Origin of the sequence: Chimaeribacter arupi (assembly GCF_002858805.1) — a bacterium.
GTDB classification, from domain to species: Bacteria; Pseudomonadota; Gammaproteobacteria; order Enterobacterales; family Enterobacteriaceae; genus Chimaeribacter; species Chimaeribacter arupi.
Genome location: NZ_PJZI01000030.1, coordinates 16,508 through 30,947 on the forward strand (window position 1 = coordinate 16,508; position 14,440 = coordinate 30,947).

A 14,440-nucleotide genomic window follows, 5' to 3' on the forward strand; every position below is an offset into this window, starting at 1 on the left:
AAAACAGGGCAGGCTGCCGCGCGTTTGAAATATTCTAATTTCACTCCCTGTTTCGCATTAGTTTATATTATCCGATGACCGGAATCTGTTTGTCGTATTTCAGGCTCTGAGCCTCTTTTTGTTATGGAATATCGTATGAACTGCGGGCGGATTGTTAATTATGTGCCGTGCACCGCAGTTTTTCAGTGGAATATTCTGCACGATAAGGCCGCACTTTTTTGGTGCCCGTCAGAATCCGGCCTATTTCAGCTTATGGAACAGCACCCGGTTCGGTGATAAGTTCAGCAAAAGGATAACGATTGCGTCGCTATACTTTTGCTGACGGGATTGATTAAAAAACCACCGGAATGATCGGCACAATCACATATCAGCAGGCAATGAGGGAAACATGGCAAAGCAGACCCCGCTCTATGATCAACACGTCGCGTGCGGCGCGCGCATGGTGGATTTCCACGGCTGGATGATGCCGCTGCACTACGGCTCACAGCTCGATGAACACCACGCCGTGCGTCAGGACGCCGGGATGTTTGACGTCTCGCACATGACGATTGTGGATGTGAACGGCGCACGCACCCGCGAATTCCTGCGTCACCTGCTGGCCAATGACGTTGCCAAACTGACCCAGCCGGGCAAAGCGCTCTACACCGGGATGCTGAACGCCTCCGGCGGGGTGATTGATGATTTGATCGTCTACTTCCTGGCGGAAGACACCTTCCGGCTGGTGGTGAACTCCGCGACGCGGGAAAAAGACCTGGCGTGGATCACCGAACACGCCGCGCCCTATGGCGTGGCCCTGAGTGAACGTGACGATCTGGCGCTGATTGCGGTGCAAGGCCCGCAGGCCAAAGAGCGCGCCGGCACACTGTTTACCGACGCACAACGTCAGGCGGTAGACGGCATGAAACCGTTCTTCGGCGTACAGGCCGAAGATCTGTTTATCGCCACCACCGGCTACACCGGCGAAGCGGGTTATGAGATCGCCCTGCCTAATGAAAAAGCCGCCGACTTCTGGCAGCAATTGCTGGCGGCCGGGGTGAAACCGGCGGGCCTCGGCGCGCGTGACACGCTGCGGCTGGAAGCGGGCATGAACCTCTACGGCCAGGAGATGGACGAAGGCGTCTCACCGCTGGCGGCCAACATGGGCTGGACCATCGCCTGGCAACCGGAAGATCGTGATTTCATCGGCCGTGAAGCGCTGGAGAAGCAGCGCGAGCAGGGCACGGAGCAATTGGTCGGCCTGGTAATGACGGAAAAAGGCGTATTGCGTAACGGCCTGCCGGTGCACTTTATCGATGAAGCCGGTAATACCCAGCAGGGCATCATCACCAGCGGCTCCTTCTCCCCGACGCTGGGCTTCAGCATTGCGCTGGCCCGCGTCCCGGCCGGTATCGGCGACCACGCGATTGTGCAAATCCGTAACCGCGAAATGCCGGTACGGGTGACGAAACCTATTTTTGTGCGGGCCGGAAAACCGGTCGCGCAGTAACTCATTATTTTAAAGGAGAAGGCCCGATGAGCAATGTGCCAACCGAACTGAAATATGCGAGCTCCCACGAATGGGTGCGTGACGAAGGCAACGGCGTTTATTGCGTCGGCATTACCGAGCACGCCCAGGAGTTGCTGGGCGACATGGTATTTGTTGACCTGCCGGAAGTGGGCCGTGAGGTCACCGCCGGTGAAGATTGCGCGGTGGCGGAATCGGTCAAGGCCGCCTCTGACATCTACGCGCCGATCGGCGGTGAAATTGTTGAGGTGAACGGCGAGCTGGATGGCTCCCCGGAGCTGGTCAACAGCGAACCCTACGCCGCCGGTTGGCTGTTTAAAATCAAGGCGGCTGGCCCGTCCGAGCTGGGGAACCTGCTGGACGCTGCCGCCTACCAGAGCAGCATTGACGAATAATCCCCGCAGCCCGGCCCCGCGCCGGGCATGATCCGCCGCCCGTGCCCGACCCGATGCATGATTTCAGGAATCTGTAGCAATGACCCAGACTCTCAGCCAACTTGAACACCGCACGGCGTTTGTTGAACGCCATATCGGCCCTTCCGACGCCCAGCAGCAACAGATGCTGGACGCCGTGGGCGCTTCCTCGCTGTCGGCCCTGATCCAACAGATTGTCCCGGCGGATATCCAGTTGCCGGGGCCGCCGGCGGTGGGCGAGGCCGCCACCGAGCATCAGGCGCTGGCGGAGCTGAAAGCGATGGCAGCACAGAACCAGCGCTACAAAACCTACATCGGCATGGGCTACAGCGCGGTGCTGACGCCGCCGGTTATCCTGCGCAACATGCTGGAAAACCCCGGCTGGTACACCGCGTACACGCCTTATCAGCCGGAAGTGTCGCAGGGGCGGCTGGAAGCGCTGCTGAATTTCCAGCAGGTCACGCAGGATCTCACCGGGCTGGATCTCGCCTCCGCCTCGCTGCTGGATGAAGCCACCGCCGCCGCCGAAGCGATGGCGATGGCGAAGCGCGCCAGCAAACTCAAACAGGCCAACCGCTTCTTTGTGGCGGATGACGTCCACCCGCAAACGCTGGATGTGGTGCGTACCCGCGCCGAAACCTTCGGCTTTGACATCATCATCGATCGCGCAGAAAACGTGCTGGATCTGGATGGCGTGTTCGGCGTGCTGCTGCAACAGGCGGGCACCACCGGCGAGCTGCATGACTACAGCGCGCTGATGGCAGAACTGAAAAAACGCAACATCATCACCGCCGTGGCGGCGGACATCATGGCGCTGGTGATGCTGGCCGCGCCGGGCGCGCAGGGCGCGGACATCGTGTTCGGCTCCGCCCAGCGTTTCGGCGTGCCGATGGGTTACGGCGGCCCACATGCCGCGTTCTTCGCCTGCCGCGATGAATTCAAACGCTCCATGCCGGGGCGCATTATCGGCGTCTCGCGTGATGCCGCCGGCAACACCGCGCTGCGCATGGCGATGCAGACGCGTGAACAACATATCCGCCGCGAGAAAGCCAACTCCAACATCTGCACCTCGCAGGTGCTGCTGGCGAACATCGCCAGTTTGTATGCGGTGTTCCACGGCCCGGAAGGGCTGAAACGCATCGCCGGGCGCATCCACCGCCTCACGGACATCCTGGCCGCCGGGCTGAAGCAGGGCGGGCTGACGCTGCGCCACACCAGCTGGTTCGACACCCTGACCGTCGAGGTGCAGGACAAAGCCGCCGTGCTGGCACGCGCGCTGAGTTTCGGCATCAACCTGCGCACCGACATCCACGGCGCGGTCGGCATCACGCTGGACGAAGCCACCCGCCGCGAGGATGTGCAAGCCCTGCTGGCGGTACTGCTGGGGGACGATCACGGGCTGGATGTGGACCAGCTGGACCGTGCCGTCAGCCAGGACAGCGCCTCAATCCCGGCCGCGCTGTTGCGCCGTGACCCGATCCTCACCCACCCGGTGTTTAACCGTTACCACAGCGAAACCGAGATGATGCGTTACATGCACCGTCTGGAGAAAAAGGATCTGGCGCTGAACCAGGCGATGATCCCGCTCGGCTCCTGCACCATGAAGCTCAACGCCGCAGCGGAGATGATCCCAATCACCTGGCCGGAATTCGCGGAACTGCACCCGTTCTGCCCGCCGGAGCAGGCGGCAGGTTATCAGCAGATGATCGGCCAGCTGTCACAGTGGCTGGTGCAGCTCACCGGTTATGACGCGCTCTGTATGCAGCCGAACTCCGGCGCCCAGGGGGAATACGCCGGTCTGCTGGCGATCCGCCACTACCACGAGAGCCGCAACCAGGGCGAACGTAACCTCTGCCTGATCCCAAGCTCCGCCCACGGCACCAACCCGGCGTCGGCGCAGATGGCGGGCATGGAGGTCGTGGTGGTCGCCTGTGACAAACAGGGCAACATCGACCTGAATGACCTGCGGGAGAAGGCGGCGCGTGCCGGTGACCAGCTCTCCTGCATCATGGTGACTTACCCGTCCACCCACGGTGTGTATGAGGAAACCATCCGCGAAGTGTGCCGGATCGTGCATCAGTACGGCGGGCAGGTTTACCTCGACGGGGCGAATATGAACGCGCAGGTCGGCATCACCACGCCGGGTTACATCGGCGCGGACGTGTCGCACCTTAACCTGCATAAAACCTTCTGCATCCCGCACGGCGGCGGTGGGCCGGGTATGGGGCCGATCGGCGTGAAAGCGCACCTCGCCCCGTTCGTGCCGGGCCACAGCGTGGTGGCGATTGACGGCGTACTCACGCAAAACGGGGCGGTCTCCGCCGCGCCGTTCGGCAGCGCCTCGATTTTGCCGATCAGCTGGATGTACATCCGCATGATGGGCGCGGAAGGGCTGAAGCAGGCCAGCCAGGTGGCGATCCTTAACGCCAACTACATTGCCACCCGGCTGAAAGAGGCCTACCCGGTGCTCTACACCGGCCGCGACGGCCGGGTGGCGCACGAATGCATCCTCGACATCCGCCCGCTGAAAGAGGCCACCGGCATCAGCGAAATGGACATCGCCAAACGCCTGATCGATTATGGGTTCCACGCACCGACCATGTCCTTCCCGGTGGCGGGCACGCTGATGGTGGAGCCGACGGAGTCCGAGGGCAAAGCCGAGCTGGACCGCTTTATCGATGCGATGCTGGCGATCCGTGCGGAAATCAGCCGCGTGGCTGCCGGTGAGTGGCCGCAGGATGACAACCCGCTGGTGAATGCGCCGCACACCCAGGCGGAGCTGGTCAATGACTGGCAGCACGCCTACAGCCGTGAGCTGGCGGTGTTCCCGAGTGAGGCCGCGCGTGAAAACAAATACTGGCCGGCGGTGAAACGCCTGGATGATGTCTACGGTGACCGCAACCTGTTCTGCTCATGCGTACCGATGAGCGATTACCAGTAAGCGAATCCGCAATGACTTTCCTTCAGAGGCCCGGTTATCCGGGCCTTTTTTTATCAGGAGCAAAGATGCAGAAAGTGGCAATCATTACCGGCGGAAGCCGGGGGATCGGGCGGGCAACCGCACTTTTGCTGGCGCGCGAAGGTTACCGGGTGGCAGTGAACTACCGCAGCAACCAGGCCGCGGCGGATAATGTCGTGGCGGAAATCATCGCCGCAGGCGGGCAGGCGCAGGCGTTTGCCGCTGACATCGCCGACGAGGCGCAAGTGGTGGCGATGTTTGCCGCGGTGGATGAGGTGTTCGGCCCGCTGACGGCGCTGGTCAACAATGCCGGTATCCTGTGTAAACAGGCCCGGGTGGAGGAGCTGGACGCGGCGCGCATCAACCGCGTGCTGGCGACCAACGTGACCGGCAGCTTCCTCTGCTGCCGCGAGGCGGTGAAACGCATGGCAACGCGCCACGGCGGCTCGGGCGGGGCGATTGTCAATGTCTCGTCGGCGGCGTCCCGGCTCGGCGCACCGGGTGAATATGTGGATTATGCGGCGTCAAAAGGGGCAATGGACAGCCTGACCATCGGCCTCTCGCTGGAGGTAGCAGCGCAGGGCATCCGGGTGAACAGCGTGCGCCCCGGCCTTATCTACACCGATATCCACGCCGACGGCGGCGAGCCGGGGCGGGTGGATCGGCTCGGCAAACTGCTGCCGATGCAGCGCGGCGGCCAGCCGGAGGAAGTCGCCGCGGCCATCAGCTGGCTGCTCTCTGATGCCGCCTCTTACGTCACCGGGTCGTTTATCGATCTGGCGGGCGGCAAATAGCCGTGATCGATCAGGGTCAGGTCACCGGTGCCGGGTTAAACACCGCCAGCGCGTTGTGAATACCCCAGCGATCTGACCAGGTCTGTTTGCGGCCGCTGGCGACATCCAGAATCAGTTCAAACAGCTGCCAGCCGACCTGCTCGATGGTCGCCTCGCCGGTGGCGATGGTGCCGGCGTTAATGTCGATCAGGTCGTGCCAGCGGTCAGCCAGCGCGGTGCGGGTCGCCATTTTGATCACCGGCACGGCCGTCAGGCCGTAAGGGGTGCCGCGCCCGGTGGTAAACACCTGAAGCGTGATGCCGGAGGCAAGTTGCTGCGTGCCGCAGACAAAATCGCTGGCGGGCGTGGCGGCAAAAATCAGGCCGCGCCGGGTCGGGCGCTGGCCGGGTGACAGCACTTCGGCAATCGCGCTGCGGCCCGATTTGGCAATTGAGCCAAGCGCTTTTTCCACCACGTTCGCCAGCCCGCCTTTTTTATTGCCGGGCGACGGGTTGGCGCTGCGGTCAGTCTGCCCCTGTTCCAGATAATTATCGTACCAGGCCATCTCTTCCAGCAGCCGCTTGCCGACCTGCTCATCTGCCGCGCGCGGCGTCAGCAGGTGAATAGCGTCACGCACTTCGGTCACTTCAGAAAACATCACGGTGGCGCCGCAGCGCACCAGCAGGTCGGAGGCAAACCCCACCGCCGGGTTCGCCGTCACGCCGGAGAAGGCGTCACTGCCGCCGCACTGCATCCCCACCACCAGGGATGACACCGGGCAGGGCTGGCGGCGGCGGCGGTTAAGCCGTTGCAGGTGGCGGTCAGCAGTCTGCAAAATATCATCCACCATCGCGCCGAACCCGACATGCTGCTCATCCTGCAAGCGCACCACGCTGGCGGCCTCCATCGTCAGCGGCTGCACATCCGGCGTGCCGGTCAGCAGCCGCTCCGGTTGCAGTTTTTCACAGCCCAGGCCCACCACCATGATCTCGCCGCCGAAATTGGGGTTCAGCGCGATATTGTGGATCGTGCGGATCGGGATCACCGCCGCCGGGGCGTTGATCGCCACACCGCAGCCGTACAGGTGGTTCAGCGCCACCACTCCGTCCACGTTCGGGTAACGCGGCAGCAGATCGCGCTCAATCAGTTTCACCACATGGTCTACCACCCCGGCCACGCAGTGCACGCTGGTGGTGATCCCCAGCAGGTTTTTGGTCCCGGCGCTGCCGTCATCGTTCAGGTAGCCGTCAAAGGTGTACCCCTCCAGCGGCGGCAGCGGGGCAGGCACACGGGTGGCGAGCGGCAGGCTCTCCAGCGGCGGCGCGACCGGCAAACTCACCAGCGACTCATCAATCCAGCTTCCCTGCGTGATGTCGCGCTCCGCATAGCCGATGATTTCGCCGTAGCGCACAATCGCGCCCCCGGCAGCAATGGCGCGCAACGCCACTTTATGCCCCTGCGGCACGTGCTCGGTCAGCGTCAGGCCGTCGGCAAAACGCGTGCCGGCTTTAAGCCCCTGATCGTTAACCACAATCGCCACGTTATCCTCTTCATGTACTTTGATGTAGAGCGGCTGGCCGGATGAAGCGGGAGAGGTAAGCATGGTGACATCCTTTTATTGCTGGACCGTTAAGGGGATCGGCGGCCACAGCAGGCCGCGCCAGTTGGCAGTATACGGGAGCCTTAGCAGCCTAATCATTATGCGGATGACCGAACCCCGCGCCGCTTTTTCCCTGGTTTCTGGGCAAGCGACCAACCGGGCGTGAACACCATCACGCCGCTGCACCCCCGGTGCTGCGCAACCTTTCGTGAACTGTCGCGCAGTAACTTGGGCAGATGCCAGAACCCCTTCCGTTAATCCGCGACAATCCTGTTCTTTTGTCCAATGTGAAACGCCGGGGCGCTTCTTATACTTTTTGCTGTTTGCCGCTGTTCACGGCGGCAGCACGATCCCGTACCTCTACGCAGACATAACAAAAATGACTACCGGCACCCGCCGGCCGATGGACAAGGAGGATTCACCGCATGAGCCATAACGCCCCACACGCCGCATTCTCCGGCACCGCATCGCACCCTGAAAGCCCCTCCCACACCGACACCTCCGCCCCGCGCATTACCCGTATGCAGGTGATCCCGGTGGCCGGGCACGACAGTATGCTGCTTAACCTGAGCGGGGCGCATGCGCCTTTCTTTACCCGCAATATTGTGGTGCTGGAAGACAACGCCGGGCACACCGGCGTGGGTGAAATCCCCGGCGGTGAGGCGATTCGCCGCACGCTGGAAGAGGCACAACCGCTGGTGCTCGGCCGGACGCTGGGCGAGTACAAGAATGTGATGAACGCGGTGCGCCGCCAGTTTGCTGACCGCGACGCCACCGGGCGCGGCACCCAGACCTTTGACTTGCGTACCACCATCCATGTGGTGACCGGCATTGAAGCGGCGATGCTCGATCTGCTCGGGCAGTTCCTCGGCGTCAGCGTCGCCTCGCTGCTCGGTGACGGCCAGCAGCGCAGCGAAGTCGAGATGCTCGGCTACCTGTTCTACATCGGCGACCGCACCCGCACCGGGTTGCCCTACCAGAGCCAGCCGGATGACGCCTGTGACTGGTACCGGCTGCGCCACGAGGCGGCGATGGACCCGGCAGCGATCGTGCGGCTGGCTGAGGCGGCCTATGAAAAATATGGCTTCAACGATTTCAAACTGAAGGGTGGCGTGCTGGCCGGTGCCGAAGAGGCGGAGGCGGTCACGGCGCTGGCGCAGCGCTTCCCGCAGGCGCGCGTGACCCTTGACCCGAACGGCGCGTGGTCACTGGATGAGGCGATCACGCTGGGGCGGCAACTGCGCCATGTGCTGGCCTATGCAGAAGATCCGTGCGGGGCAGAGCAGGGCTTCTCCGGCCGGGAAGTGATGGCGGAATTCCGCCGCGCCACCGGCTTGCCGACCGCCACCAATATGATCGCTACCGACTGGCGGCAGATGGGCCACGCGCTGTCATTGCAGTCAGTGGATATCCCGCTGGCTGACCCGCACTTCTGGACGATGCAGGGCTCGGTGCGCGTCGCGCAGCTCTGCCACGAATTTGGCCTGACCTGGGGTTCCCACTCCAACAACCATTTTGATATTTCGCTGGCGATGTTTACCCAGGTGGCGGCCGCCGCGCCGGGGCAGATCACCGCGATCGACACCCACTGGATCTGGCAGGAGGGCAACCAGCGCCTGACGCGCTCGCCGCTGGCGATCCGCAACGGCAAGGTGCAGGTGCCGGAAGCGCCGGGGCTGGGCGTGGAGCTGGACTGGGACCAGCTGATGAAAGCCAATGAACTCTATACCTCCCACGGGCTGGGTGCGCGCGATGATGCCGCCGGGATGCAGTGCCTGATCCCCGGCTGGACTTTCGACAACAAACGCCCGTGCCTGGTGCGCTGAGCCACCCGCTAACCCGAGGAAACCGACCATGACCGCGATTTATCCTAACCTGTTCCGCCAGAAGCTGTTGCAGGGCGACACCCTGATTGGCTGCTGGTGTGCGCTCGCCAACCCGACCTCCGCCGAGGTGCTGGGGCTGGCCGGGTTTGACTGGCTGCTGCTGGACGGCGAACACGCGCCGAATGACATCACCACCTTTGTGCCGCAACTGATGGCGCTGAAGGGCAGCCCGAGCGCTGCCGTGGTGCGCCCGCCTTACAACGAGCCGGTGATCATCAAACGGCTGCTGGACATCGGCTTCTATAACTTCCTGATCCCGTTTGTGGAGACCGCAGAGCAGGCGCGCAACGCGGTGGCCGCCACCCGTTACCCGCCGGCAGGCATCCGCGGTGTGTCCGTCTCCCACCGCTCCAATAACTACGGGCTGGTGCCGGAATATTTCACCTCGATCAACGACAACATTGCGGTGATGGTACAGATCGAGAGCCAGCCCGGTATCGACAACATCGATGAGATCGCGGCGGTTGACGGCATCGACGGCCTCTTTGTCGGCCCAAGCGATCTGGCCGCCACCCTCGGCTACCTCGGGCAGGCCAACCACCCCGAGGTGCAGGCCGCCATCCGCCACATTTTCGACCGCGCCAGAGCGCACGGCAAACCCAGCGGCATCCTGGCACCGGTTGAAGCGGATGCCCGCCGCTACCTGGAGATGGGCGCGACCTTTGTGGCCGTCGGCAGCGATCTCGGCATCTTCCGCGCCGCCACCGTCGCGCTGTGCGATCGCTTTAAAAAGTAATCCTTTATGCGCGCTGCGGCGCGCCCCTGTTTCCACGCGTCAGCGTGTTTTTTCAAGAGGAATGAACCATGAAGATTGGTTTTATCGGGCTGGGCATCATGGGCAAACCCATGGCGAAAAACCTGCAAAAAGCCGGTTATGACCTGGTGGTGCTGGACCACCACCCGGAAAACATCCAGGCGCTGACCGTGGGCGGTGCCGTCGAGGCCGCCACGCCGCGCGAGGTGGCACAGCAGAGCGACATCATCATCACCATGCTGCCGAATTCACCGCAGGTGAAAGAGGTGGTGCTCGGCAAAGAGGGCGTGATCGAGGGCGCAAAAGCCGGCATGACGCTGATAGACATGAGCTCGATCGCCCCGCTGGCCAGCCGGGAGATCGGCGAGGCGCTGGCGGCGCATGGTGTGGCGATGCTTGACGCGCCGGTGAGCGGCGGCGAGCCGAAAGCCATCGAAGGCACGCTGTCAGTGATGGTCGGCGGTGACAAAGAGGTGTTTGACCGCTGCTACGAAGTGATGAAGGCGATGGCCGCCTCGGTGGTGCACACCGGCGACCTCGGCGCAGGCAACGTCACCAAACTCGCCAACCAGGTGATTGTGGCGCTCAACATCGCGGCGATGTCCGAGGCGCTGACGCTGGCAACCAAAGCCGGGGTCAACCCGGATCTGGTGTTCCAGGCGATCCGTGGCGGGCTGGCGGGCAGCACGGTGCTGGAGGCCAAAGCGCCGATGGTGATGGACCGCAACTTTAAACCGGGTTTCCGTATTGATCTGCACATCAAGGATCTGGCGAATGCGCTCGACACCTCACACGACGTGGGCGCGCCGCTGCCGCTGACCGCCTCCGTGATGGAGATGATGCAGATGCTGAAAGCAGACGGGCTGGAGAAGGCCGACCACAGTGCGCTGGCCTGCTATTATGAGAAATTAGCGAAAGCTGAAATCACCCGGTAACCGGCCCGGCCGGGGCGGCGCACAGTGTGGCTGCCCGGCAGGATTCAAAAGGCAGGGCAAGGCCCCTGCCACGTTACAGGATGTTGATGAAAGGGTTATCTATGAAAATTGTGATTGCTCCCGACTCTTACAAAGAGAGTCTGTCCGCGCTGGAGGTCGCCACCCAGATTGAGGCGGGTTTCCGTGACATTTTCCCCCAGGCAGAGTATGTGAAGCTGCCGGTGGCGGATGGCGGCGAAGGCACGGTGGAGGCGATGGTGGCCGCCACCGGCGGGCGCATTATCCGTGTGACGGTCACCGGCCCGCTGGGTGACCCCATCGAGGCGTTTTACGGCCTCTCCGGCGATGAGCAGAGCGCGTTTATTGAGATGGCGGCCGCCAGCGGGCTGGAGCAGGTGCCGCCGCACCAGCGTAACCCGCTGCGCACCACCTCGTACGGCACCGGCGAGCTGATCCGCAATGCGCTGGACCACGGTGTGAAGCACTGCATTATCGGCATCGGCGGCAGCGCCACCAATGACGGCGGGGCCGGGATGGCGCAGGCGCTGGGGGCGAAACTCCGTACCGCGCAGGGCGAAGAGATCGGCCACGGCGGCGCGGAACTCACCCACCTGGCGAACATTGACATCAGTGAGCTTGACCCGCGGCTGGCGCAGTGCCAGATCGAAGTCGCCTGCGATGTGACCAACCCGTTGACCGGCGATCAGGGTGCCTCGGCAATTTTCGGCCCGCAAAAAGGCGCCACGCCGGAGATGGTCAAACAGCTCGACGGTTACCTGGCGCATTATGCCCAGATCATCCAGCGGGATCTCGGCGTCGACGTCGACACCGTGCCGGGCGCAGGTGCCGCGGGCGGCATGGGCGCGGCACTGCTGGCGTTCTGCGGGGCGGATCTGCGGCGCGGCATTGAGATTGTCACGGAGGCGCTGGGGCTGGAGGCACTGGTCAAAGACGCCGATCTGGTGATCACCGGGGAAGGGCGCATCGACAGCCAGACCATCCACGGCAAAGTGCCGATTGGCGTGGCAAAAGTCGCCAAGCGCCACAACAAGCCGGTGATCGGTATCGCCGGCAGCCTGACGGCGGATGTCGGCGTGGTGCATCAGCACGGGCTGGATGCGGTGTTCAGCGTGCTTTATACGATTTGCACACTGGACGAAGCACTGGAAAATGCCGGTGACAACGTCCGCATGACGGCGCGCAACATTGCCGCCACCCTGAAGCTGGCCGGATCTTTCCACTGACCCTGCCCAGGCATTGAAACGGTCTGCTGCGGCAGGCCGTTTTTTTTGCAAAATTGAAAACGGTTGTCCGGTTATTTTCCCCGCCTTTTCTCTCTCCTGCGTCTGTTTATTTCTGCCCGATCCCCTTTTCCGCCCGTTTTATCGGTCAGTTTTGTGGTGTAACGCAACCGGTTTACCCGCCGTGCTGCCTGAAGCGTGGCTACGCTTTAAAGGCGGGGGGAGAACCAAAAACGGTCATCGCCACAGAAACGGGCATGAACGGTCAGGCCGGGGCATGAGGGATTGTGACCGTTTACAAATTCCCGTTTGCGGCGGCTGCCCGGAAAACCGCGTTTACTGCAGGGCACACCACAGATCAGATATTTAACATTTCATCCTTTTCCTTGTTTTCGTGAGCCATATCACAGGCCGCGCCGGGCAATTTTATGCGCCCGGCGGCTTTGACTGCTCCCGCAAAACCACATTGACCTTTTACGTATCGTAATCACATCAGCCAGGAGAAGACCCATGTTGCCTGTAGAACGCCATCGCTTTATCGCCGACCTCCTCAGCCAACGGGGCCGGGTGCTGGTGCAGGAAGTGGCCGCACTGTGCCGGATTTCGCTGGAGACCGCCCGCCGGGATCTGACGCTGCTGGAACGGCGCGGGATTTTGCAGCGCAGCCACGGTGGCGCGGTGTACATCGATTCCCCCAGCCCGGAGAAGCGTCCGTTACCGGGGCAGATTGAGCAGGGGGAGTCGTTCCGCCAGCGCAGCAACCAGGCGCCGGAGATGAAAACCCGCATCGCCAAACGGGCACTGGGGTTTATTGAGCCGGGCGATTGCCTGTTGCTCGACAGCAGCTCCACCAGCTGGTTTCTGGCGCGCCAGATCCCGGACATTGAACTGGTGGTGCTGACCAACTCGCTGCACATCATCCAGTCGCTGGCTGCCAAGCCGAATGTCCGCACCATCGGCCTCGGCGGCGAGTATTCAGCAAAGTATGAGGATTTCATCGGCGTGCTGGCCGAGCAGATGCTGAAGGAGTTTGTGATCAACAAAGTCTTCTTCTCCTGCCACGGCCTCAGCCCGGAGGGGGGCATCCGTGAAAGTAACGAGCACCATGCGCGGCTGAAGCAGCAGATGTTGCTGGCCTCGGAGCGCAAATTCCTGCTGGCGGATGCCAGTAAATTTGGCCGCCGGTCATTCGCCCGTATCTGTCACTACCGCGAGATAGACACCCTGATCACCGACCGGCTGGACGATGAGGAGTTCCGGCAGGAGCTGGCCTGGAACAACGTGGATGTGATTGAGGTGGCCCCGGCTGCCCACCGCCGCCGGGGCGGCTGACCTTACCCCCGTGATCGCGACAGGTGGCATCCGGCCACCGCTTATGGAGAGAACATGATGAAAAAATCGGTACTGGCCTGCTTGTTTGCCTCGGCGTTGTTGTCATTGTCGGCGCAGGGCGCGGAGAAGATCCGCATGGGCGTGGTGGTGAAGATTGGCGGCATCCCGTGGTTTAACGCGATGGAGGCCGGCATCAAAAGCGAAGCGGCCAAACGCGGCATTGATGCCTGGCAGGTCGGGCCGACTGCCGCCGACCCGGCGTTGCAGGTGCGGGCGATTGAAGACCTGATCGCGCAGAAAGTCGATGTCATCGGTGTGGTGCCGAATGACGCCAAAGTGCTGGAGCCGGTGCTGAAACGTGCGCAGGCGGCGGGCATCAAGGTGATTGTGCATGAGTCGCCGGGGCAGAAATTCGCCGACTGGGATTTCGAGCTGGTGGACGCCAAAGACCACGGCATCAACCACATGAAAGCGCTGGCCGCCTGCATGAAAGAGCAGGGCAAGTATGCGGTCTACGTCGGCAGCCTGACGGTGCCGCTGCACAACCTCTGGGCGGATTCCGCCATCGACTACCAGAAAGCGCACTACCCGAAGATGGAGATGGTGGCGGACAAATTCGGCGTGGCTGAATCGCTGGATGACACCATGCGCACCACCAATGACCTGATGGCCAAATACCCGGATCTGAAAGGCATCGTGGCCTTTGGTTCCCAGGGGCCGATCGGGGCCGGGCGCGCGGTAATGAACCGCGGCAAAACTAAGGACATCTGCGTACTCGGGCCGTTCAGCCCCGGCCAGGGCGCCTCGCTGGTCAACCGCGGTGCCATCCGGGGCGGGTTCATCTGGAACCCGATGGTGGCGGGCGAGGTGTTTGTGCGGGTGGCGGACATGCTGGAGAAAGGTGAAAAAATCACCGACGGCATGACCATCGAGGGCATGGGCAAAGTGAAAGTGGACGAGGCGAGCCGCACCATCCTGGGCAATGAAACCGAAAGCCTGGACAAAGCCAACCTGCCGAAACTGGTCAAAATGGGGCTGTAATC

At 62.6% G+C, this 14,440-nt stretch carries 11 protein-coding genes; 10 read left to right on the plus strand and 1 reads right to left on the minus strand.

Going from position 1 to position 14,440, the window contains the following annotated elements; genetic code table 11:
• Positions 1-388 precede the first annotated feature (388 nt).
• From gcvT to CYR52_RS16495, 4 genes are all read left to right on the plus strand, one after another.
• A complete protein-coding gene (gene gcvT, locus CYR52_RS16480; RefSeq protein WP_101828968.1) occupies positions 389-1,486 on the plus strand; it encodes a glycine cleavage system aminomethyltransferase GcvT in 1,098 nt (365 codons plus the stop codon).
• A gap of 26 nt (positions 1,487-1,512) precedes the next feature.
• Positions 1,513-1,899, plus strand: a complete 387-nt coding sequence (gene gcvH, locus CYR52_RS16485) for a glycine cleavage system protein GcvH (protein ID WP_101828969.1) — start codon at positions 1,513-1,515, stop codon at positions 1,897-1,899.
• Between the two features lie 79 nt (positions 1,900-1,978).
• Positions 1,979-4,858, plus strand: coding sequence for an aminomethyl-transferring glycine dehydrogenase (gcvP, locus tag CYR52_RS16490; protein ID WP_101828970.1), 2,880 nt, complete (start codon positions 1,979-1,981; stop codon positions 4,856-4,858).
• Positions 4,859-4,923: 65 nt separating this feature from the next.
• On the plus strand, positions 4,924-5,670 hold the full coding sequence (locus CYR52_RS16495) for an SDR family oxidoreductase (RefSeq protein WP_101828971.1): 747 nt from the start codon (positions 4,924-4,926) through the stop codon (positions 5,668-5,670).
• A 16-nt stretch (positions 5,671-5,686) separates the two neighbouring features.
• Here the strand turns inward: CYR52_RS16495 and garD are convergent, their stop codons facing one another.
• Complete coding sequence (gene garD / locus CYR52_RS16500) at positions 5,687-7,252, minus strand: galactarate dehydratase (RefSeq protein WP_101828972.1); 1,566 nt, start codon at positions 7,250-7,252, stop codon at positions 5,687-5,689.
• Positions 7,253-7,674: 422 nt separating this feature from the next.
• Between garD and gudD the strand changes: the two genes are divergently transcribed.
• From gudD to CYR52_RS16530, 6 genes are all read left to right on the plus strand, one after another.
• Entirely contained in the window at positions 7,675-9,075 is a 1,401-nt protein-coding gene (gene gudD, locus CYR52_RS16505) for a glucarate dehydratase (RefSeq protein WP_079205320.1), read from the plus strand.
• A 28-nt stretch (positions 9,076-9,103) separates the two neighbouring features.
• Complete coding sequence (gene garL / locus CYR52_RS16510; protein WP_101828973.1) at positions 9,104-9,871, plus strand: 2-dehydro-3-deoxyglucarate aldolase; 768 nt, start codon at positions 9,104-9,106, stop codon at positions 9,869-9,871.
• Positions 9,872-9,939: 68 nt separating this feature from the next.
• Positions 9,940-10,824, plus strand: a complete 885-nt coding sequence (garR, locus tag CYR52_RS16515) for a 2-hydroxy-3-oxopropionate reductase (protein WP_101828974.1) — start codon at positions 9,940-9,942, stop codon at positions 10,822-10,824.
• 101 nt (positions 10,825-10,925) lie between these two features.
• Entirely contained in the window at positions 10,926-12,068 is a 1,143-nt protein-coding gene (locus CYR52_RS16520) for a glycerate kinase (protein WP_101828991.1), read from the plus strand.
• Between the two features lie 507 nt (positions 12,069-12,575).
• Complete coding sequence (locus tag CYR52_RS16525) at positions 12,576-13,397, plus strand: DeoR/GlpR family DNA-binding transcription regulator (RefSeq protein ID WP_072932734.1); 822 nt, start codon at positions 12,576-12,578, stop codon at positions 13,395-13,397.
• 57 nt (positions 13,398-13,454) lie between these two features.
• On the plus strand, positions 13,455-14,438 hold the full coding sequence (locus CYR52_RS16530; protein ID WP_072932799.1) for a substrate-binding domain-containing protein: 984 nt from the start codon (positions 13,455-13,457) through the stop codon (positions 14,436-14,438).
• Positions 14,439-14,440: the final 2 nt, after the last annotated feature.

What these genes read in the sequence shown, in the direction of transcription:
- gcvT (WP_101828968.1), top strand. Translation starts at nt 389, where the DNA reads ATGGCAAAGCAGACCCCGCTCTATGATCAACACGTCGCGTGCGGCGCG.
- gcvH (WP_101828969.1), top strand. Translation starts at nt 1,513, where the DNA reads ATGAGCAATGTGCCAACCGAACTGAAATATGCGAGCTCCCACGAATGG.
- gcvP (WP_101828970.1), top strand. Translation starts at nt 1,979, where the DNA reads ATGACCCAGACTCTCAGCCAACTTGAACACCGCACGGCGTTTGTTGAA.
- CYR52_RS16495 (WP_101828971.1), top strand. Translation starts at nt 4,924, where the DNA reads ATGCAGAAAGTGGCAATCATTACCGGCGGAAGCCGGGGGATCGGGCGG.
- garD (WP_101828972.1), bottom strand. Translation starts at nt 7,252, where the DNA reads ATGCTTACCTCTCCCGCTTCATCCGGCCAGCCGCTCTACATCAAAGTA.
- gudD (WP_079205320.1), top strand. Translation starts at nt 7,675, where the DNA reads ATGAGCCATAACGCCCCACACGCCGCATTCTCCGGCACCGCATCGCAC.
- garL (WP_101828973.1), top strand. Translation starts at nt 9,104, where the DNA reads ATGACCGCGATTTATCCTAACCTGTTCCGCCAGAAGCTGTTGCAGGGC.
- garR (WP_101828974.1), top strand. Translation starts at nt 9,940, where the DNA reads ATGAAGATTGGTTTTATCGGGCTGGGCATCATGGGCAAACCCATGGCG.
- CYR52_RS16520 (WP_101828991.1), top strand. Translation starts at nt 10,926, where the DNA reads ATGAAAATTGTGATTGCTCCCGACTCTTACAAAGAGAGTCTGTCCGCG.
- CYR52_RS16525 (WP_072932734.1), top strand. Translation starts at nt 12,576, where the DNA reads ATGTTGCCTGTAGAACGCCATCGCTTTATCGCCGACCTCCTCAGCCAA.
- CYR52_RS16530 (WP_072932799.1), top strand. Translation starts at nt 13,455, where the DNA reads ATGAAAAAATCGGTACTGGCCTGCTTGTTTGCCTCGGCGTTGTTGTCA.